Origin of the sequence: Chryseobacterium sp. (genome assembly GCF_041914225.1) — a bacterium.
In the GTDB taxonomy this organism is placed as follows: domain Bacteria; phylum Bacteroidota; class Bacteroidia; order Flavobacteriales; family Weeksellaceae; genus Chryseobacterium.
Map to the genome: position 1 here is coordinate 26,600 of NZ_JAYSDT010000006.1, position 21,482 is coordinate 48,081.

A 21,482-nucleotide genomic window follows, 5' to 3' on the forward strand; every position below is an offset into this window, starting at 1 on the left:
TGGAATGGAAAATCTGAGAGCACATTTCGAGGAGATCATTGATCTGACTGATGATGAATTTGCCTACATCCTTTCTCACTTCACTGCAAAAAAATTAAAAAAACATCAGTACCTCATTCAAAAAGATGATAATGTTCATCATACCTATTGGGTACAAAAAGGATTATTGAAGGCTTCCTATACTGATGAAAAAGAAAAGGAGCACATTATACAGTTTGCGATGGAAAATTGGTGGATTACAGATTATCAGGCCTATTTTACCCATACAAAAGCCATATTGAATGTAGACTGCCTCGAAAATACAGAGCTCCTTTGTTTATCTTATGAAAACCGGGAAAAACTGTGCAGGGAAATGCAAAAAGTAGAGCATTTTTTCAGGAAAAAAGCCAACAGCGGATTTGTTGCCCTGCAAAAAAGAATGCTCTCCTTTTTATCCGATAATGTAAAAGAACGCTATGAAGTTCTCCTTGCACAATATCCTGACCTTTTTCAAAGAGTTTCAAAAGCCATAATTGCTTCTTATCTTGGTGTTTCAAGGGAATCTCTGAGTCGCCTGCATTCAAAATAGTGATATTCATCACAAAATATTCGTGACATTCGTCCTTTTACATTTCATCATATACATCCATTTTTGTAGTAAAATTTCACTAAAAAATTGATGTAGATATGTACACCCTGAAAAAAATGATTCTCCTGTGTTTGTTTATAATAAACATCACTGCTTATGCTCAGAAGACAAGCCGCAAGGTTCAGATGAGTACCTTTGCTGAAAGCCAGCAGCTATGGACCGGCATCGCCATTTCAAAAACCAACCGTGTTTTTGTCAATTTCCCGAGGTGGTCTCAGGAAACACCCGTTTCCGTTGCAGAAATTATTGATGGGAAAACCATTCCCTTTCCTGACCTTCACTGGAATAGCTGGGCAGGAAACACAACAGACAACAATCAGTTTATATGTGTTCAAAGCATGTATGTAGATGATACAAACTTACTTTGGGTTTTGGATACCGGATATGAGCTTTCAACGGATTCAACAAAAGGAGCCCGTTTGTTTTGCTTTGATCCCAATAATAATATTCTTATACACAAATACTTTTTACCTGTAGAAAAAATAACCGGCAAGGCCTATTTAAATGATTTCAGGATAGACCATAAAAATCATGCTGTTTATTTTACAGACTCGCAGGTAGGTGGCATTGTTATCTTGGACTTAAATACCAATGAAGTAAGAAGGGTTCTTGCCAATCATTATTCTACCTTGACAGAAGTAGATAAAATTGTAATAGAAGGATATGAAAGAAAGCACCCTGTACATTCAGACGGAATAGAACTTGATCCTGACGGGAAATATTTATATTATTGTTCACTGATGGGCAAAAACATCTACAGAATTCCAGTTTCATCGTTATTGGATCAAAATATTTCCGACACCATGTTGGGCACAAAAGTGGAGAAGTATGCACAAACCGGAGCCAATGATGGAATCATCTTCAATAAAAAAGGAGAACTTTTTCTCAGCAGCCTAGAAAAAAATGCCATCAGTAAAATAAATAAAAGAGGCATTCTCACTGAAGTAATACAGGATGAAGCCATAAAATGGCCTGATTCATTTGCTTTTGACACCCATGGAAACCTCTATTTCACGACATCTCAAATACACTTACCGAAAGAAAAAAGAAGCACTTATAAAATATTTAAATTGAAGTTTTAAAAACAAAACCACGGAATCTTTTGATATTTAAGGCCACAAAAAGTAATAATCATAATTTATATTTTGTAAATCATTCAGAAACAATTAAATTTGCATTTCAATTTTTAAAAACTTATGGCAAAATTGGGAAAGAGTGCTCAGAACGAGCAAGAAGGTAAAGAAACGGTTGAGTTCTTTAAAGACCTTGACAGAGAAGCATTAAACACTGAAAGATTTGTTGAAAAATATTCAAAACCTTTGGGATTAATATTTGGAGCATTGCTTTTAGGGGTTTTAGGATTCTTTGCTTATAAGCAATTTGTAATTGCGCCAAAGAATGCTGAAGCTGTAAAAAGTTTCCTTGCTGCTCAGAAAAACCTTACAGAAGGTAAAGATAAAGATGCTTTAGGCGGAAAATCTGCTGCTAATCCTGGCTTTATAGGGACTGCTAACGAATATTCTTCTACTGAAATCGGTAAACTTTCTGCTTACAATGCCGGGTTATTAAAATTCAAAGAAGGAAAATTCCAGGAAGCTTACGATCTTTTGGATAAATTCTCTTCCAAAAACAAAACTCTGATGGCAATGAAGTATGGAGCTATGGCTGATGCAAAATCGGGTCTTAACAAAAATGACGAAGCTCTTTCTTTATTAGACCAGGCAGTATCAGCATCGGATGATCCTTATACAGCTTATTATTTCACGAGAAAAGCAGGTATCGTTGCATTAGGGTTAAAGAAAAATGCAGAAGCTAAAAAATACTTCGCTACAATTGACGAAAAATATCAGGACTACGACAACGGAATGTCTGATTCTTATATTGAAATGACTAAATATTATTAAAAAATGGCAACAGTTAATCTTTCTGATTACAAGCCACTTCATATAACTAATGCCGAAGATTTTTCTATCGGCATTGTTTTTTCTGAGTGGAATGATTTTGTAACGTACAATCTTCGTGATGCAGCTTTGGAAATTCTTGAAAAAGAAGGTGTAAAACCTGAAAACATCAAGCTTTTCCCGGTTCCGGGCGCATTTGAATTAAGCTATGCAAGTATGCAGCTTTGCAAAGAAAGGAAATATGATGCAGTAATCTCTATCGGATGCGTTATCCGTGGGGAAACACCGCATTTTGATTACGTATGTTCTGCAGTAGCACAGGGAATCAAGGATTGTAATATTATGACTGATACTCCTACTATTTTCTGTGTATTGACAGATGATACCAAAGAACAATCTATTGCAAGAAGCGGCGGTGATCTTGGAAACAAAGGTGTGGAAGCAGCCGTAACGGCTCTTAGAATGATTGATTTCAAAAAGAAATTATCTGATAAAAAAGGGAATATCGGTTTCGGACACTCTTAACCGGGATTCACTTTCAAAATATTATGGGACTATTTTTAATAGTCCTTTTTTATTGAATATTAATAAATCATAAATCTCATTAAGAAAAAGGATGTTTTTGTTTTTTTCCGTCAAAAGTTCTCTACAAAAACTATCTTTGTGAAAACTAATAAAAACAGCTAAACATGTTTTTAAAAAAAATAAAACCCTTCCTTTATTTAGGAATTTTCTATCTTATTATTTCATTGATAATAAGAACAATATTCTTTTTTCATCCTATTACAACGGCTGGTTTTGGATTTTTCGAAGTCGTAAAGGTTCTGCTGATAGGTCTGGTAAATGACGTTTTTGTCTTCATATTGGCCAGCTCCATTCTCGCCCTTTATTTCCTCTTCCTTTCCAATTCGAAATATAAAAAACCTTACGGCTCCATTATTTTGGGAGCATTGGTGCTGTTCTTCCTTTATATCTGGCTTGTACCGAACAATATTTTCAAGCAATACGGAGGCTCTGTAATGGAAATCGCTCTTGCCTTCGTAGGAATAAAAACTCTTTTCTTCGGATTGATGCTTTTTCTTCCTTCACAAAGAATTAAAATCCGTAATACACTTTATTTCATTACGCTATTCTTATACGTTCTTTTGATTATTTTCAATGGTGTAAGTGAATATTTCTTCTACAATGAATTTGGGGTACGTTATAATTTTATTGCAGTAGATTATCTTATTTATACGAATGAGGTGATCGGAAATATCATGGAAAGTTATCCTGTTATTCCATTGTTTTCTGCAATTATGATCGTTACGCTCGCCATAACATGGTTTATTTATAAGAAAACGAAAGATGAACTTCTGGACCTTCCTGATTTTAAACAAAAGATGGTGCTTCTCGGTAGTTTTATGGTGCTTTGTGCCCTCAGTGCACTGGCTATACCTTCTTTAATGCAGATCCGGTCAGACAATGTTTTTGCTGACGAAATTGAAGCGAACGGACTTCCTAAGTTCTATTGGGCCTTTACTCATAATGAGCTGGATTATTTCCAGTTTTATTCACAGATTAACCAGCAGCAGGCTGAAAAGAATTTCCTGAGCCAATATCCGCAGCATACACTATCCAGAGCAGTTGTTGCTGAACAGCCGGAAATGAAGAAGAATGTAGTATTGATTTCTATCGAAAGCCTTTCTGCAGATTTCATGGAACATTATGGAAATACACAGAAAATTACCCCTTTCCTGGATAGCCTTGCAGAAAAATCTCTGATGTTTACCAATCTTTATGCTACCGGAAACAGAACCGTACGAGGACTGGAAGCCTTAACATTGTGTATTCCTCCAACTGCGGGAGAAAGTATCATCAAAAGAGATGACAATAAGAATAAATTCACAACCGGAAATGTTTTTAAATCCAAGGGATATGATGTCAAATTTTTATACGGAGGTTACAGCTATTTCGATAATATGCAGGATTTCTTCGGAGGAAACGGATATGGTATTGTAGACAGAAACAGCTTTAAACCTGAAGAAATTACTTTTGCCAATGTCTGGGGTGTTGCTGATGAGGATATGGCCAGAAAAGCAATTCAGGTAATGAATGCTGAAGCGAAATCAGGAAAACCGTTTTTCAATCACTGGATGACGGTTTCCAATCACAGACCGTTTACATATCCTGACGGAAGAATCGATATTCCGGGAACAGCAAAATCCCGTGAAGGCGGTGTAAAATATACAGACTACTCGCTTAAACTGTTCTTTGAGATGGCTAAGAAGCAGGATTGGTATAAGAACACGGTTTTTGTGATCATTGCAGACCACTGCGCGTCAAGTGCTGGCAAAACAGAGCTTCCGATGGATAAATACAGAATTCCTGCGCTGGTATTCTCAGAAGGATTTATTCAGCCGCAAAAATTCAATGGACTGATGTCTCAGATCGATGTAATGCCTACCCTTTTCGGATTGTTAAATTTCAGCTATCAGTCTAAATTCCTTGGCCAGGATGTGTTCAAACCGGAGTTCCAGCCTAAAGCTTATGTGGCAACCTATCAGGACCTGGGCCTTATAAAAGATGAACATCTGACTATTATTTCTCCGGTAAAAAAGGTAAAACAATATTCTCTGGAACTGGAGAAGAGTGATCTTGCGCCTGAGTTTAAGCTGTATTACGACGAAAAATTATTAAAAAATCCAGATCAGAAACTGGTAGATGACGCTGTATCAGCATATCAGTCCACTTCTTACTGGTTAAAAACGAAGCAACTTAACAGATAAATATCTAAATATTTTCGCTTATAATCTGGTGTAAAATATTTAAATTAACCGATAAATTTATTAGTATGAAATGGACAGACGACAGAGGCGGAAACGTTGATGACCGCCGTGGTTCAGGAGGCGGAAGTGGCGGTATGATTGTAGGAGGCGGACTCGGAACCTTAATTATAGCAGCCATCGTGTTCTTTTTAGGAGGTGACCCATCCGGTATTTTGAATTCCGGAAGCATGCAGCCTTCAGGCAATACAGGCGAACAAAGAGAACTGACTGCCGGTGAAAAACAAGTCGGAGAAATGGTTGACATGATGGCCAAATGGAATATCCTTACCTGGGATCAAATTTTTAAAGAAAATGGAATGACTTACAGTGCTCCTCAGGTAGTTCTTTTCGAAAATACAACTTCTTCAGCATGTGGTACAGCGCAGTCTGCCATGGGACCATTCTATTGCCCGGCTGATCAGAAAGTGTATATGGATATGAGCTTCTTCAATGAACTTCAGCAAAAGTTCGGCGCCAAAGTAACGGAATTTACAGTGGCTTATGTTCTTGCGCATGAAGTAGGACACCATGTTCAGACTCTTTTGGGAACGACTCAAAAAGTAGATGCTTTAAGGAGAAGCGGAAGATATTCTGAAGAACAAATGAACAGAGTTTCCGTTGCTACAGAATTACAGGCTGATTTCTATGCAGGAGTGTGGGCGAAAAGAACCAATGACAGCAAACATATTCTGGAGCCCGGAGATATTGAATCTGCTATAGATGCTGCAGAAGCTGTTGGAGATGATAATATCCAGAGAAGAGCACAGGGATATGTAAATCAGGAAAGCTTTACTCACGGATCTTCTGCACAGCGTAAAGAATGGTTTATGAAAGGGTATAACACCGGCGATATCAGACAGGGTGATACTTTCAACCAGCTGTTGAAATAATTTTATAAAACTTTAAGATAAAAAAAATGCGGTCTCAGTGTGAGTCCGCATTTTTTATTATTGTAATTCGATCGGATTAGAATTTTTCTTTGCTTCTTCTTTTATCCGCTCTTCCATTCTCTTTCTCATATCGGCAGGATTCTGATTTCCGCCCCCGCCAGGGCCTCCAATTCTCATGGGTGCAGCTATACCACCACCTTGATTCATAAATGACATTGGATCTGTTTTAAATTTTTGCTGCTGTTTTACAAAATCTGCTCTTTTCACTTTTAAAGTATTTCCAAACTGGTTCAAAGTAGGAAATTCTGCAATTTTGTAGTTCTTCATGAGATCAAAAGAATAATCTCCTTTGTCATCTTCTATTTTTACAATTAATCCTGGAAGTCCACCAAACTTATAGGGACCGTCCTGATAAGGAAGATCCGTGGTAAACCATGCGGTCCATTTTCTGCCTCCAAAATCGGTTTCTGCTTTCTGAACTTTATATTCTCCTATTTTTCTTGTTTCTGACTCTATTTTCCAGTTCAGCGGTCTGTCTTCTTCGTACGAATAAATATCACGTCCGATTCTGTCTTTCAAGTAGATCTTTTGGTTTGTCTTATCCTTTTCTACAGAATAGTTGATATTGGACCTCAGACTTTCCATCTGATCCCGGTTGATACTTCCTCTTCCGCCTCCGCCCTGAAATGCCTTTTGCATAATAGAATCCCTTTTGATTCTGTTTTCAGAGTAAAACACCGATTTTTCAGGGGAAATATCCAGATAAGCATTTTCTGTCTTAATATCTGTTTTATTTTCTGCATCCGGCTTCATAGTCACCTGATACACAAACCTGTTTGTCTGTGCAAAAACATTCTGTATGAAGAGTGCCAATGCGATAATACCTAATTTTTTCATTTATATTTTTATTTATTTTAATTCAATTGGATTCTGGGCTGTATTGGTCAAAGAAGGAACTTCTTCAGACGAACCTGTTGAAACCGGTACTCCTTGATTTTCACCACCCATTCCTCTGTGCATTCCACCACCATGGCCACCGCCACTCATTCCTCCGCCACTCATTCCGCCCGTGCCACCATGTTTTCCTCCTCCAAAATTCGTATTTCCTGCCATTGCTTTTCTGCTTTTACCAAACTCCAGCTCCAGGGCTGCTTTATCTCCATGAAAATTTATCCTTGTACTTTGTTTGGCATCCGACTCAATCCGTTCTTCAAAAGCATTTTTAATGTTAATCTTTTTAACAAGATCAAATTTATAATCTCCTTTGTCATCTTCCAGCTTTACAATCAGGCCCGGCAATCCTGAGAATTTGTACGGCCCGTCAGAGAAAGGAATTTCTTTGGTAAACCATGCAGTCCAGGTTCTTCCGCCAAACTCTGTAACTGCTTTTTGGGCAGAATACCCGTTCTGTCTCTCAACAACATCTGTCACCTCCCATTTTACAGGTCTGTCTTCCTGATAGTAAATTTGTTTTCCGGCAACCTTTTCATAGTAATACACTTTCTGTTCCGGAATAGCTTTGGTAATAAAATATTCAAAAAAAGTAGGCTCAAAATATTTTCTTCCTTCTATTTTTGAAAAATCTTTTTCTTCTTTTCTTGTTTCTTTCGTTTCTGATCTTACAGAAGTAAGAAGAGAGTCTCTTTTCAGTTTATTTTCACTGATAAATAAGGAATTTCCTTCTTTAATATCCAGAAAAGTTCTCTCACTTTTCATGCTTACCAGATTGATTGAATCCGGGTTTACCAGCGTTTCATAAACAAATCTTGTGGTTTGCCCATAAGATATTGCAGTAAAAAACAACACAAAAAAAGTTATGATTTTTTGTCCCATTACTAATTTTCTTTATAGATCGGAAATACCTCAGAAGGTTAAAATTACAAATGAAATCTTCACATAAAGAGAAGAAATTTATCTGTTTTTAACATAAATCGTTGTCTTAAAAATCCCTATTAATATCAGAATCATTAAAATAGATATCTTCGATTTGAGATTGCGGAAATTAGTTCGTATTTTTGCATCATTAAATCATTCTAAATAAATACAATGATAAAAGTATCAGACCATGCAAAGGAAAAAGCCATCCAGTTGATGACGGAAGATGGTTTTAACCCTGCTGAAGATTATATAAGAGTAGGGGTGAAAAGCGGCGGATGCTCTGGTTTAGAGTATGTTTTAAAGTTTGACAACGAAAAAACAGACGCAGATCAGATTTTTGAAGATAATAACATTAAAATTATTATAGATAAAAAATCCATCCTTTATTTAGCAGGAACAACTCTTGAATATTCAGGAGGATTGAACGGAAAAGGGTTTGTTTTTAACAACCCGAATGCATCCAGAACATGTGGGTGCGGGGAATCATTTAGTCTTTAGAGAAAAGACATTAGATCCTAGATTTCAGACCTCAGAGCTATTCTGACTTCTGAAATCTAACATCTGAAATCTAAAAAATTATAATGAGTAAATATACAGAAGACGATTTAAGAGTCGATCTAGAAAATAAAAAATATGAATTCGGTTGGGAAACCAAAATAGATTATGAAGATTTCCCGACTGGATTAAATGAGGATATCATCCGTGCGATCTCTGCTAAAAAAGAAGAACCGGAATGGATGACTGAATGGCGACTGGAATCTTTCAAAATCTGGCAGAAAATGGTAGAACCTACATGGGCCAATATCAAATATGAAAAACCAGATTTTCAGGCAATCCGTTACTATGCTGCTCCTAAAGTAAAGCCCGAGCTGGCAAGCCTTGATGAGGTAGATCCTGAATTATTGAAAACATTCGAAAAGCTAGGGATTAATATCGAGGAACAAAAAAGACTTTCAGGAGTTGCTGTAGATATCGTAATGGACTCAGTTTCTGTGAAAACCACTTTCCAGGATACACTGGCAGAAAAAGGAATTATTTTCTGTTCAATTTCTGAGGCTATTAAAAACCATCCGGATTTAGTAAGAAAATATCTTGGAAAAGTAGTTCCGAGAGGAGATAACTTTTATGCAGCATTGAATTCCGCAGTATTCTCTGACGGAAGTTTCTGTTATATTCCCAAAGGGGTAAAATGCCCGATGGAACTTTCCACTTATTTCCGTATCAACCAGGCAGGAACAGGACAGTTTGAAAGAACGCTTCTTGTAGCTGATGAAGGAAGCTATGTTTCTTATCTTGAAGGATGTACAGCTCCGTCAAGAGACGAAAACCAGCTTCACGCTGCAGTAGTGGAACTGATTGCACTAGACAACGCTGAAATTAAATATTCAACCGTACAGAACTGGTACCCAGGTAATGAAGAAGGAAAAGGAGGGGTATTCAACTTCGTAACCAAAAGAGGGCTTTGCGAAAGAAATGCAAAAATCTCCTGGACACAGGTTGAAACAGGATCTGCAGTAACATGGAAATATCCTTCCTGTATCTTAAAAGGTGACAATTCAATCGGAGAGTTCTACTCTATCGCTGTAACGAACAATCACCAATATGCAGATACAGGAACAAAAATGATCCACATTGGTAAAAACACCAAATCTACGATCATTTCCAAAGGTATTTCTGCTGGAAAATCCCAGAATTCATACAGAGGACAGGTAAAAGTAATGCCTTCTGCAAAAGGAGCCAGAAACTTCTCCCAGTGTGATTCTTTATTGATGGGTAATGAATGTGGAGCACACACTTTCCCTTACATTGAAATCAAAGATCCTACTGCACAATTGGAGCATGAAGCAACCACTTCAAAAATCGGGGAAGATCAGATTTTCTACTGTAACCAGAGAGGTATTGATACTGAAAGAGCTATTGCCTTAATCGTAAATGGTTTCAGTAAAGAGGTTTTAAATAAGCTTCCAATGGAGTTCGCTATTGAAGCACAGAAACTACTTGAAATTTCATTAGAAGGATCAGTAGGATAAAAATATGTTAGCTACAGAAAGATTAATTTTAAGAAAACCGACAAAAGAAGATTTTGAAAAATTCTTCGAAATTAATCATGACCCTGAAACCAATATTCATAATCCAGCCGGACCCATGAGTTTTGAAAAAGCAGAAAGTACATTTACCAAAATGCTTGAACACTGGGAAAAGTATCATTTCGGAAGCTGGGCAATTACTGAAAAGGAATGTCCTGAAAATATAATAGGTTTTGGAGGTCTTAGCTATAAACTCTACGGAGAAAAAGAAAAATTGAATTTAGGCTATCGTTTTGCTTCCCAGGCATGGGGGAAAGGATATGCTACAGAATTCACCAGGAAAGCTATAGATTTTGGGCTTAATGAGGACAATAAAGAAGAAATATTTGCTGTTGTCCGTCCCGGTAATATAGCTTCTGTTAAAGTTTTGGAAAAGGCAGGTATGATCAAAATCGGGACCCTAAATGACGTTCCTGATCAACCTGAAAGTTTAGTATATAGAATTCAAAAATAATTTGTTTAAGCAAATAAAATGTTAGAAATTAAAAACCTTCACGCCAAAATTGAAGATGGTGCAGAAATATTAAAAGGGATTAATCTTGAAATAAAGCCAGGCGAAGTTCACGCTATCATGGGGCCAAACGGAGCCGGTAAGTCTACTCTTTCTTCTGTAATCGCCGGAAAAGAAGATTACGAAGTAACTGACGGAGAGATCCTTTTCGAAGGGCAAGACATCAGTGAAGATGCTCCTGAAGACAGAGCTCACAAAGGAATCTTCCTTTCTTTCCAGTATCCTGTGGAAATTCCGGGAGTTTCTGTAACGAACTTTATCAAAGCTGCTTTGAACGAAACAAGAAAAGCAAACGGACTGGAAGAAATGCCTGCAAAAGAAATGCTTGCCTTAATCCGTGAGAAATCTGAAAAACTGGGAATCAAAAAAGATTTTCTTTCAAGATCTCTGAACGAAGGATTTTCAGGAGGTGAAAAGAAAAGAAACGAAATTTTCCAGATGATGATGCTTAATCCTAAACTGGCTATTCTTGATGAGACCGATTCAGGACTTGATATCGATGCTTTAAGAATTGTAGCAGACGGAGTAAATTATTTTAAAAACGAAGGAAACGCAGTACTTTTGATTACACACTATCAAAGATTGCTTAATTATATTCAGCCTGACTTCGTTCACGTGTTAGCAGACGGGAAAATCATCAAAACAGGTGATAAGTCTTTAGCGTTAGAACTTGAAGAAAAAGGTTACGACTGGCTTTTAAATTAATTTGAAATTTACTATTTGAGATTTGAAATTATGGCAACCATTTATGAAGTGCAGCAAATATGAATCTCTAAAGTAAAAATTGGATTCCTATTCCTCGGAATAACAATATTTTAGTTCAAAAAAAAGAAAAAATGGTGCAAACCACAGATATACCAGTAATGGCATTAAAAGAACAAATTATAGAGAACCATAATGAGTTTTTGGAGAGTCTTCGTCACAGATTTCTGGATGATGAAAGAAAAACGGCGCTTCAAAGATTTACCAATATTGGTTTTCCTACTAAAAAAGACGAAGAATATAAATATACCAATCTAAAGGAGATCACGGAAAAAAGCTACAACTTCTTCCCGAAAGAGAACCATAATATCACTAAAGAGCAGTTTGATGAGCTGCATCTTGGAGAAGAAAATTTTGATTGGATTGTTTTTGTAAACGGCAAACTTCACAAAGAACTTTCAAAAGTTTCTATTGAAAACGTAGAGTTCCTTTCTTTCAACTATGCATTGAACGATGAGAAGCACAAAGAGGTTTTTGAAAAATACTTCAACACCATCGCTTCTAAAGAACAGGCCTTCACAAACTTAAACCTTGCTTACTGCAAATATGGTTTCTTTTTGAAAGTACCTAAAAATGTAGTCATTGAAAAGCCAATCCACGTTTTTTACATTTCCCAGAATCAGGAGGAAAATACATTCTACAATACAAGAAATCTTTTGATTGTAGAAGAAGGAGCAAAAGTAGAAGTGATTGAAAGCCATCATAATTTTGACAGCACTTATGTATTGACCAACTCTGTTACGGAGATCTTTACTTATCCCAATGCAAAAGCTGACTGGCACAAACTTCAGAACGATAATAATACAACTTATCTTATCGATAATACTTTTGCAAAACAGGAGAAAGACAGTTTAACCACTGTAAACACATTCTCTTTCGGAGGTAAACTAGTAAGAAACAACCTTGATTTTATTCATAACGGATCCAATATCAATTCATTTATGAACGGAATCACGATCATCGGAAAAGACCAGCTGGTAGACCACCATACAGCAGTTCACCATAACTTCCCGAACTGTGAAAGTTATCAGAACTATAAAGGAATCTTCGACGGCAATGCTCACGGAGTTTTCAACGGAAAAGTTTTTGTTGATAAAATTGCTCAGAAGACAAACGCTTATCAGCAGAACAACAACGTATTGCTAAGTGAAGGGGCAAGTATTGATACAAAACCTCAGTTAGAAATCTTTGCTGATGACGTAAAATGTTCTCATGGCTGTACAGTAGGCCAATTGAATGAAGATGCTTTATTCTACCTGAGAGCAAGAGGAATTTCTAAAAAAGAAGCGCAAGCGTTACTTCTATATGCTTTCGCAAATGATGCAATGCAGAATATTGATATAGAACCTCTGAAAGAAAAAATTTCAAAGCTACTGGCTGAGAAATTAGAAGTTGATATAGAATTTTAAGACTTATATATATTGATACACAAAAGCACTTCAAATGAAGTGCTTTTTTATTTTTATGATAAGTCGTTTTATTTTTTTAACCAGCTCTGGTTATCCTTATTATCTGAACGTTTTTTACCATTATCAAAATTATAAGCCAATCCTACGCCTAGTGTCTGCTTCAGCTGCGTCTTCCATATCTGATTGTGATCATACAAGAGATCAAGGGTAACGTTGGTAGAAATGTACTTATTGATCTTCATGCTTAAAACTCCGCTATATCCCAGAACAAGCCTGTCCGGGTGATCAAGGTAGTTTGAGAAGACAGACGCTGTATTCAGCAAGGTAATATTCTCCATAATTTTCAGCTTATACATAGCCGTTCCTAAAAAACCGAACTGGAAAAGAGAAGAATCTCCATCATTTTTAAGACCATAAGTACCTGCTTTCTGAAGATCTTTGTCTAAAACAAATGTCCATCTGGCGTTCGCCGGACGTAAAGTTACTGTAAGGTTGTCATTAGGGCGGTAAGTAACACCAGCTCCTAAATTCAGATAACCAGGCGCCATAAAGTTCGAAATTTTGGCAGCATCCGGATTATTCCCGTCTTCATATCCGGGAGCAAATTGGGTCTGAAGTCCTGCGCCTGCAGAGAAGTACCAGTGTTTGGCGAATTCTCTACCATAATTGGTTGAAAGATTGATAACGTCCTGGGTTTTTCTTACCCCTGTTCCCTGGGTATTATTTTGCCCATAACCCAGAATAATAATATTCTCCCAGAGATCTTTTCCTTTTTCATAGGTCAGATTGTAATTAACTCCGGCAAGCCATCCTACGTTGTTGGCTCCCCCACCTACCCAATTGGAAAAGGCAGCCTGATTAAGCATTAATGTATTTTGCCCCTGAATAGACCAGGCTTTCACAGTGTCTGATGCCGGAGCATCTGTTTTCGTCTCCTGAGCCAGCGCTAAAGCTCCGAAAGAGATAGAACTGATCAATAAAATTTTTTTCATAATAACGATTTAATACAAATGTATAAATAATAATCTACGTCTTTATAAAATTCACTTTAAAATGAATTTAACATTGCTGATTTTCCTCCTCTAATACTATGAAAACTAATTATTTAAACCTTACCCCCTTGCCCTGCAAACTTAAATCAACTTAAAATGACAGTATTTTAAAAGCAAAAAGCACCTCATTTCTGAAGTGCTTTCTTTATTAGTTTATGGTTCTTTATTATTTTTTGATCCACCACTGGCTGTCTTTCCGGTCGGAACGCTTTACCCCATTATCGAGTGTATAAGCGAACCCTATTCCCAAGGTTTGTTTCAGCTGTGTCTTTTCTATCTGATTATGATCGTACAGCAAATCCAACGTCACATTGGATGAAATATATTTGTTTACTTTCAGGTTCAGTAAAGCCCCGTAAGCCAGAACCAATCTGTCCGGATGGTCAAGGTAATTGGAGAAGACAGACGCTGTATTGGTCAGGTAAATATCTTCCATGATTTTTAATTTGTACATTGCCGTTCCCAGAAAACCGAATTGCAGTAATGAAGTATCACCATCATTCTTTAAACCGTAGCTTCCTGCCGTCTGAAGGTCTTTATCCAGTACAAATGTCCATCTGGCGTTGGTAGAGCGTAAGGTAACCGTAAGATCATCATTTGGCCTGTATGTGATACCCATCCCGACGTTCAGGTAGCCTGGTGCCATAAAGTTTGAGATTTTTTTAGCCTCTGGATTGTTTCCATCTTCATATCCTGCGGCAAACTGTGACTGAAACCCTGCTCCCATAGAGAAATACCAGCTTTTTGAGAATTTTCGCCCATAATTGGTAGAAACGTTAATGATATCCTGAGTTTTTCTTATTCCCAATCCTTTCGTGTCATTCTGCCCATAGCCCAGTATGATAATATTTTCCCAAAGATCTTTATCTTTTTCATAGGTCAGATTGTAATTGACACCGGCAAGCCAACCTACGTTATTGGCTCCACCTCCAACCCAATTTGAAAATGCGGCCTGGTTAATCATCAATGTGTTTTTTCCTATTACTGACCAGTATTTTACTGTGTCTGCCACCACGGAATCTTTTTTCAATTCTTCTTGAGCACTTGCATACATTCCTACAAAAAAGGAAAGAATCAATAAAAACTTCTTCATTACTCTAAATAATTTTCAATGCAAAAGTATTAATATAATTTTTTTAAACGATACATTCAGCTTTAAAGAATTCCATTTCAATAAAGTTTAATTACCTAACAACAAGGTATTTCTATAAAATCAGTGCCAAATAATAAGCTTAAAAATTAAATTTGATACCTTTTGTCTTAAAATCAGGTAAGTAGAAACTCATTCATCGACAAATTTTCCGAAATTTATCATTGGCTTTTGATTTGACGTAAAATCCGCATGTTTAAGAATGTAATTTCCAAAAGAGCGATTATATATCCGCTGCTGATGCTTTCAGCAATGTGGTTCGGGTATTTTTTACAAATGCAGGGCTTCTTTCAAAGCTGTTTTGGAGCCATTATTCCTCTTTTGCCCGAGGGATTACTTGGCATCATTACATCGCCTCTTTTACATGGAAATATTGATCATATCATAGGAAATTCCATTCCGATAGCAGCACTTATGTTTTTGCTGTATCAGTTCTATCCTTTGGTCGCCAACAAGGTTTTTATTATCGGGTGGCTGGCAACAGGACTTTTGGTATGGCTTCTTCCTCCTATTGACATTCTCACCGGCGAATATATGTACACCTGCACAATCGGAGCCAGTGGTGTGGTATATGTACTTGCTTTTTTCCTTTTTTTCAGCGGGGTATTCAAATGGAATACGAAACTTCTGACCATTTCAATGCTTGTTGTGCTATATTATGGAAGTTTGGTATGGGGAATGCTTCCGGAAGAACTTTTCTACAATATGGAGGAGCCCAGTAAAATTTCATGGCAGGCACACCTTTCCGGAGCTGTAGTAGGAAGTATCATTGCCTTTGCTTTTAAAAATGTTGGAGAAAAAAAGAAAAAATTCATCTGGGAATTCCCTAATTACTATAGTGAAAAGGATGATAAATTGTGGCAGGAATACAAGGAGAACCATCCTGAAGATTTTATGGAACTTCCTTACAAGAAAAAAGATGATATCTGGGATCATCTGGATGAATTGAGGAAGAGATAAAACTTATTTCACTACATTTGAAAAAAAACACACATGATCTCCGAAGAATACTTATATGCCATCGCCCTCCGCGAGTGCAACCAGATTGGCGATATTCAATTCCATAAACTTGTCCGTACTTTCGGAAGTGCCCGGGAAGCATGGAAAATAGCAAAAAAAGAGTATAAAAAGCTCGAAGGAATAGGACAAAAAACCGTTTCCGATATTGGAAATGCAGCTCATTTGAAATTCGCAGAAGAAGAATTAAATTTTTGCGAAAAAAATAATATCAGGATCAGGCTGAAACATCATAATGAAATTCCTTTCCTTCTTAATGAATGCAATGATGCACCTGCTATTCTTTATCAAAAAGGAGAACTTCATGACACACATCCAAAAGTAAGTATTGTAGGCACCCGGAATATGACAGATTACGGCCGGCAGTTTATTGAAAACTTCTTTGAAGCAACCCAGTTTTCAAAATATACCTCTGTGAGTGGTCTTGCCTTAGGCGTTGACAAAGAAGTTCATGAACAGTCTCTTCATTACCGGAAACCTACTGTAGCGGTCTTAGCACATGGCTTTCAATATTTATATCCTGCAAAAAACAGAAGGCTCTCTGAGAAAATTTTACATGAGGGAGGCGCATTAATAACGGAGTTCAGCTCTTCAAGAAAACCTGACCGGGAGAACTTCATTCAGAGAAACAGAATTATTGCCGGATTGTCTCCTTCTACAATTGTGGTAGAAACAGGTTTTGGAGGCGGTTCGGTAAGCACAGCTGCCTTTGCCAATGATTATAACCGCGATGTTTTTGCCTTACCCGGAAAAATCACAGATGTATCAAGTCAAGGGTGTAATCAGTTGATTTTCCATAATAAAGCAACGGCAATTTCTACCATCAAAGATATTGTCCGTCTATTGGAATTTGATGATCCTAAAGAAAAAACCGCAGAGTTATTTCCTTATAGTGAAACAGCTATACAATTAACTAACAATCAGCATTTAATATATCAGTCTATTAAAGAATACCCTCATATTTCTTTGGACGATCTTGCACAAAAAATTGCTGTTTCCACTCACAAAATCTTACCAATAATTTTGGAATTGGAGCTTTTAGGGAAAGTAAAATCGTTTTCCGGGAGGCAATTTATAGCGATTTGATATTTAACGATTTCTTAATATTGCATTATTTCATACATAACATTTCATTTTTAATAAAATTTGAAGATAAATTATCAATTTAATAATATTACGAAACATTATTATTTAATTTTTAACAATGTTAAAATATGGTGTTGTGAATCTTGAAAAAAAAATTAAATTTGTTGACAATAATATTCAACCTTAATATATGGAACAATATAATATTGACCAGAAAATCCAAGAGTTTATTGCAAAAATTGAAGCAAAAAATCCTAACGAACCGGAGTTTTTACAGGCTGTAAAAGAAGTTGCCGTAACTGTAATTCCATTCATTGCTACGAAAAAAGAATATACCGGAATGAAGCTGCTTGAAAGAATGGCTGAAGCTGAAAGAATTATTATTTTCAGAGTTCCATGGGTTGATGACAAAGGAGAAATTCAGGTTAACAGAGGTTTCAGAATTCAGATGAACTCTGCTATTGGGCCATACAAAGGAGGAATCCGTTTCCACCCTACTGTAAACTTATCCGTTCTTAAGTTCTTAGCTTTTGAGCAGGTATTTAAAAACTCTTTAACAACGCTTCCGATGGGAGGTGGTAAAGGAGGTTCAGATTTTGATCCGCAAGGAAAATCTGATATGGAGGTAATGCGTTTCTGCCAGGCTTTCATGACAGAATTATGTAAGCACGTTGGTCCTGAAACAGACGTCCCTGCAGGAGATATCGGAGTTGGAGCAAGAGAAATCGGGTATTTATTCGGACAATATAAGAAAATCAGAAATGAATTTACCGGAGTTCTTACAGGAAAAGGTCTTGCTTACGGAGGTTCACTGATCCGTCCTGAAGCTACAGGATATGGTGTAGTATACTTCGCTGAGCAGATGCTTAAGACAATCGGACAAGATTTCCAGGGTAAAACCGTAACCGTATCAGGTTTTGGAAACGTTGCGTGGGGAGTTATCAAAAAAGCAACTGAACTAGGTGCTAAAGTAGTAACTATCTCTGGTCCTGACGGATACATCTATGATAAAGATGGTATCAGCGGAGAAAAGATCGATTATTTATTAGAACTTAGATCTTCAGGAAACAACAGAGCTGAGGATTATGCTAAAAAATATCCTTCTGCTGAATTCCACGCCGGAAAACGTCCTTGGGAAGTAAAATGTGATGTTGCATTCCCTTCTGCAACCCAAAACGAATTAGATTTAGATGATGCAAGAAAATTAGTTGAAAACGGATGTATCTGTGTTACAGAAGCGGCTAACATGCCTTCTACATTAGATGCCATCAACTATTTCTTAGACAATAAAGTATTATTCTCTCCTGGTAAAGCTTCCAACGCAGGAGGTGTTGCTACATCAGGATTAGAAATGACTCAGAACTCTATCCGTCTTAACTGGACTTCTGAAGAAGTTGATGCAAGATTAAAGGAAATCATGATCGGTATCCATAAGGCTTGCAGAGACTATGGAAAAGACGAGGACGGTTATGTAAACTATGTAAAAGGTGCAAATATTGCCGGCTTCGTAAAGGTAGCAGAAGCAATGTTGGCTCAAGGAGTTGTGTAACAAAAAATACAAAGGTTGGGAAAAATTCCCGACCTTTTTTGATATAGCCTGTTCCCGGGATAATGGGAAAAAAGTAAAAAGTGAAAGGAGAAAGCGCTGCTAAATGCAGCGCTTTTTTTATTTTCATAAAAGGTTCCGGTTAATAAAAAAGGGTAAAACAAAAAAATCCTGAAATACGAGATTTCAGGATTCCGACTAGTGTTTGCTAAAGTGCTTTTACTTTTTCTTTTTCTTGTCTTTCTTTTCCTCTTTAGGAGTATCTGCAGGCTTGGTTGCATCAGTAGGTGTTGTACTTACTGACGGATCTGTTGCTGGTGCAGTCTCCGTTGTAGTTGCAGGTGATTTTTCCTGGGTTTTCGGATCCGAAGGACTTGTAGTCTGGGTATTCGGTTGTTGGGTTTGAGTTGTCGTAGTGTTATTAGTAGAAGTATCTGCCGGCTTCTGGGTTGTTGATTGTGCTGATACTGCGATTACTCCGACTAATGTAAACGCTGCCGTTAAAAATAACTTTTTCATAATGATAATATTTAAATGATTGTTTAACTTAAACGAAGCATCATTTATAAAATTATGTGTAAACTGCTTATTTAACGGACTTTATGATTATTTAAGAGGAATTTGCAAAAATAATTTCGTTTGATTTGGCTGGAAGAGTGATGCTGGAAGCAGGAAGATTTTAAAGTGAAAAAACAATTCAACAGATTATTTAATTAAGTTTAAAATCAAAGAAATAACAGTTTTACTATCAACAATGAGTGCTTCAGCACCCATTTTCCATCTTCCTGCTCACCAGGTTACTTACCTATATTCTTCATCATTTTTTCTACAAATTCAAATGCTGCAGGGCAGATCACCGTATTTTTCAGCATTAAATTATTAATCTGGTAAATCTTCTTCCGGTCAGTATGCGGGTATTCACGACAGGCTTTTGGTCTTACTTCATAGATGGAGCAGGTATTATCACTGTTCAGGAAAAAACAGGGAAGATGCTGCAGTACTTTATCATTATCCTCATCTACTCTTAAAAACTTAGCTTCAAAGTCTGCAGGCTTCATTCGCAGATGTCTGGCAATACGTTCAATATCTTTTTCTGTATAAAGAGGGCCGGTTGTCTTGCAGCAATTGGCACACTGCAGGCAATCTATCTCCTCAAAAACTTCATCATGGGTTTCCTGCACTATATAGTCAAGATTTTTGGGCGGCTTTTTCTTTAATCCGTCCAGAAATTTCTTGTGCTCTTTCTGCTTTTGTATAGCCTGTTTTTTATAAAAATCTAAATTCATTTATTCTTTATTTCTTACAGCATCCGGAAGCTCTTCTCTCCTGTATTCATTAATTTTATCCAGATCCAGCACCGTTGAAAGATTTTCTTTATTGGGGTAATACATCGGAACAAATTTTGCACCGTATACAATTTCTCCTGTTGTATATGAGGATCTTTGAACCACAGTGTTTGAAAATACTTCATCAAATGCACGCACCTGCACGATGAGTTCAATATCCGTATTTTTAAAATCCTCTTCGGAAAAGCCATAAAACGGAGAATTCTCATCAATTTTATGCACCACAGTCCAGTTGAGCGCTAAGGTATTAATCTTACTTAGCTGGGTTTCAAGCCTATAAAAATTGCTTTTGGCAACTCCGTTTTCTATCACTTCAATAGCTGCAGATACAATCACATCAGCATCCGTTAATGCATTATTTTTATATGGGGCAAGCCTGAACATTAATGCAGAAGATTCCTGAAAAGGAGCAATAATCGCAATATCGGAAAATCTAAGATAGGCCCGCGGCCTTGAAAATCTTCCGTAAAAAAGACCGGTTGCAATGGCAAAGGTAAGCAATCCCAGAAAAGCTTCAAAAGTGGCCACAAGGCTCGCCAAAAAACCTACCGGTGCTATTCTTCCGTACCCTACTGTGGTAAAGGTCTGGGAGCTGAAGAAAAAAACATCAATAAACTCGTTTAGCGGATCACTTTTGTCGATGCCGGTAAGGTGTTCCACGCCGATCAGATAATAGATCATGGCGAAAGCCAGGTTTACAAGAATATAAGCAATAACCAGATAGGAAATAAAACGGAATGAAGAAAGATTCAGCATGGTGTGATACCAGCTTAGCCTGTTAAAAACATTGACACCTCTTCTCTGAACATTCGGGAGACCGTCCTTATTGATAAATCTTCCGGATGCATTGGTCCCGAAACCACTGTTCTCCGCATTTTTCTGACGGATCTTTTTTCTGAATCCTCTTGTCATTTTTATAGCATTTTCTTACCGTTTGTGATGCAAAGATAAAATATTGTTTTGATGAATTTTATCAACTGATTCATTTGAGTTTTAAATCGATTTTGGAGTACATTTGAAGTATGAAAAAACTGGAATCGAGAGAGGACATTGAACACCTTGTCAACTCATTTTATGCAAAGGTAGTTAAAGATGAAACCATAGGATTCTTTTTTAATGATATCGCTAAAGTAGATTGGGACAAACATCTTCCTAAAATGTATTCTTTCTGGGAGTCTATCCTTTTCGGGCAGATGACCTATAAAGGAAATCCTATGGTGGTACACTTCCCGATTAATGAGATACAGGCTATGGAGCAGAAACATTTTAACAGATGGCTTGAGCTCTGGAGGACGACCATTGAAGAAAACTTCGTGGGAGAAAATGCTGACATGGCGATCTACAAATCCGAAAATATAGCAAAGCTGATGGCTTTCAAAATGGATCTGGCCAGAAGGCTGTAACGTGCCTCG

The 21,482-nt window shown here is 37.1% G+C and carries 22 protein-coding genes; 15 read left to right on the forward strand and 7 right to left on the reverse strand.

All coding sequences use genetic code 11. From position 1 onward, the window contains the following. Positions 1-4: 4 nt before the first annotated feature. The 6 genes from ACE3RB_RS04425 to ACE3RB_RS04450 all read left to right on the forward strand — a co-directional run bounded on the left by ACE3RB_RS04425 (position 5) and on the right by ACE3RB_RS04450 (position 6,226). Entirely contained in the window at positions 5-568 is a 564-nt protein-coding gene (locus tag ACE3RB_RS04425; protein ID WP_374463099.1) for a Crp/Fnr family transcriptional regulator, read from the forward strand. Between the two features lie 131 nt (positions 569-699). Then, positions 700-1,710, forward strand: coding sequence for an SMP-30/gluconolactonase/LRE family protein (locus ACE3RB_RS04430; RefSeq protein ID WP_374463100.1), 1,011 nt, complete (start codon positions 700-702; stop codon positions 1,708-1,710). A gap of 114 nt (positions 1,711-1,824) precedes the next feature. Beyond that, complete coding sequence (locus ACE3RB_RS04435; protein ID WP_374463101.1) at positions 1,825-2,532, forward strand: tetratricopeptide repeat protein; 708 nt, start codon at positions 1,825-1,827, stop codon at positions 2,530-2,532. A 3-nt stretch (positions 2,533-2,535) separates the two neighbouring features. Then, positions 2,536-3,054: a 6,7-dimethyl-8-ribityllumazine synthase gene (ribH, locus tag ACE3RB_RS04440; RefSeq protein ID WP_065400059.1), complete on the forward strand. Its 519-nt coding sequence runs from the start codon at positions 2,536-2,538 to the stop codon at positions 3,052-3,054. Between the two features lie 164 nt (positions 3,055-3,218). Then, positions 3,219-5,297, forward strand: coding sequence for an LTA synthase family protein (locus ACE3RB_RS04445; protein WP_374463102.1), 2,079 nt, complete (start codon positions 3,219-3,221; stop codon positions 5,295-5,297). Positions 5,298-5,362: 65 nt separating this feature from the next. Beyond that, entirely contained in the window at positions 5,363-6,226 is an 864-nt protein-coding gene (locus ACE3RB_RS04450; RefSeq protein WP_332388641.1) for a neutral zinc metallopeptidase, read from the forward strand. 57 nt (positions 6,227-6,283) lie between these two features. Here the strand turns inward: ACE3RB_RS04450 and ACE3RB_RS04455 are convergent, their stop codons facing one another. Together ACE3RB_RS04455 and ACE3RB_RS04460 are read right to left on the reverse strand one after the other, a co-directional pair. Next, entirely contained in the window at positions 6,284-7,123 is an 840-nt protein-coding gene (locus ACE3RB_RS04455; protein ID WP_374463103.1) for a GLPGLI family protein, read from the reverse strand. Positions 7,124-7,135: 12 nt separating this feature from the next. Then, entirely contained in the window at positions 7,136-8,059 is a 924-nt protein-coding gene (locus ACE3RB_RS04460; protein ID WP_374463104.1) for a GLPGLI family protein, read from the reverse strand. A gap of 213 nt (positions 8,060-8,272) precedes the next feature. Here ACE3RB_RS04460 and ACE3RB_RS04465 point away from each other — a divergent pair, with 213 nt between their 5' ends. The 5 genes from ACE3RB_RS04465 to sufD all read left to right on the forward strand — a co-directional run bounded on the left by ACE3RB_RS04465 (position 8,273) and on the right by sufD (position 12,873). Further along, positions 8,273-8,602, forward strand: a complete 330-nt coding sequence (locus tag ACE3RB_RS04465) for an iron-sulfur cluster assembly accessory protein (protein ID WP_002982371.1) — start codon at positions 8,273-8,275, stop codon at positions 8,600-8,602. 83 nt (positions 8,603-8,685) lie between these two features. Beyond that, positions 8,686-10,134, forward strand: coding sequence for a Fe-S cluster assembly protein SufB (gene sufB / locus ACE3RB_RS04470; protein ID WP_374463105.1), 1,449 nt, complete (start codon positions 8,686-8,688; stop codon positions 10,132-10,134). A 4-nt stretch (positions 10,135-10,138) separates the two neighbouring features. Next, positions 10,139-10,645, forward strand: a complete 507-nt coding sequence (locus tag ACE3RB_RS04475) for a GNAT family N-acetyltransferase (protein WP_374463106.1) — start codon at positions 10,139-10,141, stop codon at positions 10,643-10,645. An 18-nt stretch (positions 10,646-10,663) separates the two neighbouring features. Continuing rightward, positions 10,664-11,407 carry a Fe-S cluster assembly ATPase SufC gene (gene sufC / locus ACE3RB_RS04480; protein WP_374463108.1) on the forward strand — a complete coding sequence of 248 codons (744 nt, stop codon included), beginning with the start codon at positions 10,664-10,666 and terminating at the stop codon, positions 11,405-11,407. Positions 11,408-11,565: 158 nt separating this feature from the next. Further along, entirely contained in the window at positions 11,566-12,873 is a 1,308-nt protein-coding gene (gene sufD, locus ACE3RB_RS04485) for a Fe-S cluster assembly protein SufD (RefSeq protein WP_374463197.1), read from the forward strand. Between the two features lie 68 nt (positions 12,874-12,941). Here the strand turns inward: sufD and ACE3RB_RS04490 are convergent, their stop codons facing one another. Together ACE3RB_RS04490 and ACE3RB_RS04495 are read right to left on the reverse strand one after the other, a co-directional pair. Further along, positions 12,942-13,865 carry a DUF3078 domain-containing protein gene (locus ACE3RB_RS04490; protein ID WP_374463109.1) on the reverse strand — a complete coding sequence of 308 codons (924 nt, stop codon included), beginning with the start codon at positions 13,863-13,865 and terminating at the stop codon, positions 12,942-12,944. Between the two features lie 226 nt (positions 13,866-14,091). After that, positions 14,092-15,018, reverse strand: coding sequence for a DUF3078 domain-containing protein (locus ACE3RB_RS04495; protein ID WP_374463110.1), 927 nt, complete (start codon positions 15,016-15,018; stop codon positions 14,092-14,094). A 249-nt stretch (positions 15,019-15,267) separates the two neighbouring features. Between ACE3RB_RS04495 and ACE3RB_RS04500 the strand changes: the two genes are divergently transcribed. The 3 genes from ACE3RB_RS04500 (at position 15,268) to gdhA (ending at position 18,727) form a co-directional block, all read left to right on the forward strand. Further along, positions 15,268-16,035, forward strand: coding sequence for a rhomboid family intramembrane serine protease (locus tag ACE3RB_RS04500; protein ID WP_002982351.1), 768 nt, complete (start codon positions 15,268-15,270; stop codon positions 16,033-16,035). A 33-nt stretch (positions 16,036-16,068) separates the two neighbouring features. Next, on the forward strand, positions 16,069-17,178 hold the full coding sequence (dprA, locus tag ACE3RB_RS04505; RefSeq protein WP_374463112.1) for a DNA-processing protein DprA: 1,110 nt from the start codon (positions 16,069-16,071) through the stop codon (positions 17,176-17,178). Positions 17,179-17,368: 190 nt separating this feature from the next. Continuing rightward, a complete protein-coding gene (gene gdhA, locus ACE3RB_RS04510) occupies positions 17,369-18,727 on the forward strand; it encodes an NADP-specific glutamate dehydrogenase (protein WP_131437063.1) in 1,359 nt (452 codons plus the stop codon). Positions 18,728-18,943: 216 nt separating this feature from the next. Here the strand turns inward: gdhA and ACE3RB_RS04515 are convergent, their stop codons facing one another. From ACE3RB_RS04515 to ACE3RB_RS04525, 3 genes are all read right to left on the reverse strand, one after another. Next, positions 18,944-19,243, reverse strand: coding sequence for a hypothetical protein (locus tag ACE3RB_RS04515; RefSeq protein WP_041461964.1), 300 nt, complete (start codon positions 19,241-19,243; stop codon positions 18,944-18,946). A 278-nt stretch (positions 19,244-19,521) separates the two neighbouring features. Next, positions 19,522-20,010, reverse strand: a complete 489-nt coding sequence (locus ACE3RB_RS04520) for a YkgJ family cysteine cluster protein (protein WP_374463113.1) — start codon at positions 20,008-20,010, stop codon at positions 19,522-19,524. After that, the gene (locus tag ACE3RB_RS04525) at positions 20,011-20,982 is read right to left on the reverse strand and encodes an ion channel (RefSeq protein ID WP_374463114.1); all 972 of its coding nucleotides are present in this window, start codon (positions 20,980-20,982) and stop codon (positions 20,011-20,013) included. Positions 20,983-21,092: 110 nt separating this feature from the next. On the opposite strand from ACE3RB_RS04525, the gene ACE3RB_RS04530 reads away from it, so the two are divergent. Further along, positions 21,093-21,473: a group III truncated hemoglobin gene (locus ACE3RB_RS04530; RefSeq protein WP_374463115.1), complete on the forward strand. Its 381-nt coding sequence runs from the start codon at positions 21,093-21,095 to the stop codon at positions 21,471-21,473. The last annotated feature ends 9 nt before the right edge of the window (positions 21,474-21,482 follow it).

Excerpts from the sequence above, each read along its gene's own strand:
- ACE3RB_RS04530 (WP_374463115.1), top strand. The coding sequence starts at position 21,093 with ATGAAAAAACTGGAATCGAGAGAGGACATTGAACACCTTGTCAACTCA.
- sufD (WP_374463197.1), top strand. The coding sequence starts at position 11,566 with ATGGCATTAAAAGAACAAATTATAGAGAACCATAATGAGTTTTTGGAG.
- ACE3RB_RS04490 (WP_374463109.1), bottom strand. The coding sequence starts at position 13,865 with ATGAAAAAAATTTTATTGATCAGTTCTATCTCTTTCGGAGCTTTAGCG.
- dprA (WP_374463112.1), top strand. The coding sequence starts at position 16,069 with ATGATCTCCGAAGAATACTTATATGCCATCGCCCTCCGCGAGTGCAAC.
- sufC (WP_374463108.1), top strand. The coding sequence starts at position 10,664 with ATGTTAGAAATTAAAAACCTTCACGCCAAAATTGAAGATGGTGCAGAA.
- ACE3RB_RS04465 (WP_002982371.1), top strand. The coding sequence starts at position 8,273 with ATGATAAAAGTATCAGACCATGCAAAGGAAAAAGCCATCCAGTTGATG.
- ACE3RB_RS04520 (WP_374463113.1), bottom strand. The coding sequence starts at position 20,010 with ATGAATTTAGATTTTTATAAAAAACAGGCTATACAAAAGCAGAAAGAG.
- ACE3RB_RS04525 (WP_374463114.1), bottom strand. The coding sequence starts at position 20,982 with ATGACAAGAGGATTCAGAAAAAAGATCCGTCAGAAAAATGCGGAGAAC.
- ACE3RB_RS04460 (WP_374463104.1), bottom strand. The coding sequence starts at position 8,059 with ATGGGACAAAAAATCATAACTTTTTTTGTGTTGTTTTTTACTGCAATA.
- ACE3RB_RS04450 (WP_332388641.1), top strand. The coding sequence starts at position 5,363 with ATGAAATGGACAGACGACAGAGGCGGAAACGTTGATGACCGCCGTGGT.
- ACE3RB_RS04495 (WP_374463110.1), bottom strand. The coding sequence starts at position 15,018 with ATGAAGAAGTTTTTATTGATTCTTTCCTTTTTTGTAGGAATGTATGCA.
- gdhA (WP_131437063.1), top strand. The coding sequence starts at position 17,369 with ATGGAACAATATAATATTGACCAGAAAATCCAAGAGTTTATTGCAAAA.
- ACE3RB_RS04455 (WP_374463103.1), bottom strand. The coding sequence starts at position 7,123 with ATGAAAAAATTAGGTATTATCGCATTGGCACTCTTCATACAGAATGTT.
- ACE3RB_RS04425 (WP_374463099.1), top strand. The coding sequence starts at position 5 with ATGGAAAATCTGAGAGCACATTTCGAGGAGATCATTGATCTGACTGAT.
- ACE3RB_RS04445 (WP_374463102.1), top strand. The coding sequence starts at position 3,219 with ATGTTTTTAAAAAAAATAAAACCCTTCCTTTATTTAGGAATTTTCTAT.
- ACE3RB_RS04500 (WP_002982351.1), top strand. The coding sequence starts at position 15,268 with ATGTTTAAGAATGTAATTTCCAAAAGAGCGATTATATATCCGCTGCTG.
- ribH (WP_065400059.1), top strand. The coding sequence starts at position 2,536 with ATGGCAACAGTTAATCTTTCTGATTACAAGCCACTTCATATAACTAAT.
- ACE3RB_RS04435 (WP_374463101.1), top strand. The coding sequence starts at position 1,825 with ATGGCAAAATTGGGAAAGAGTGCTCAGAACGAGCAAGAAGGTAAAGAA.
- sufB (WP_374463105.1), top strand. The coding sequence starts at position 8,686 with ATGAGTAAATATACAGAAGACGATTTAAGAGTCGATCTAGAAAATAAA.
- ACE3RB_RS04515 (WP_041461964.1), bottom strand. The coding sequence starts at position 19,243 with ATGAAAAAGTTATTTTTAACGGCAGCGTTTACATTAGTCGGAGTAATC.
- ACE3RB_RS04475 (WP_374463106.1), top strand. The coding sequence starts at position 10,139 with ATGTTAGCTACAGAAAGATTAATTTTAAGAAAACCGACAAAAGAAGAT.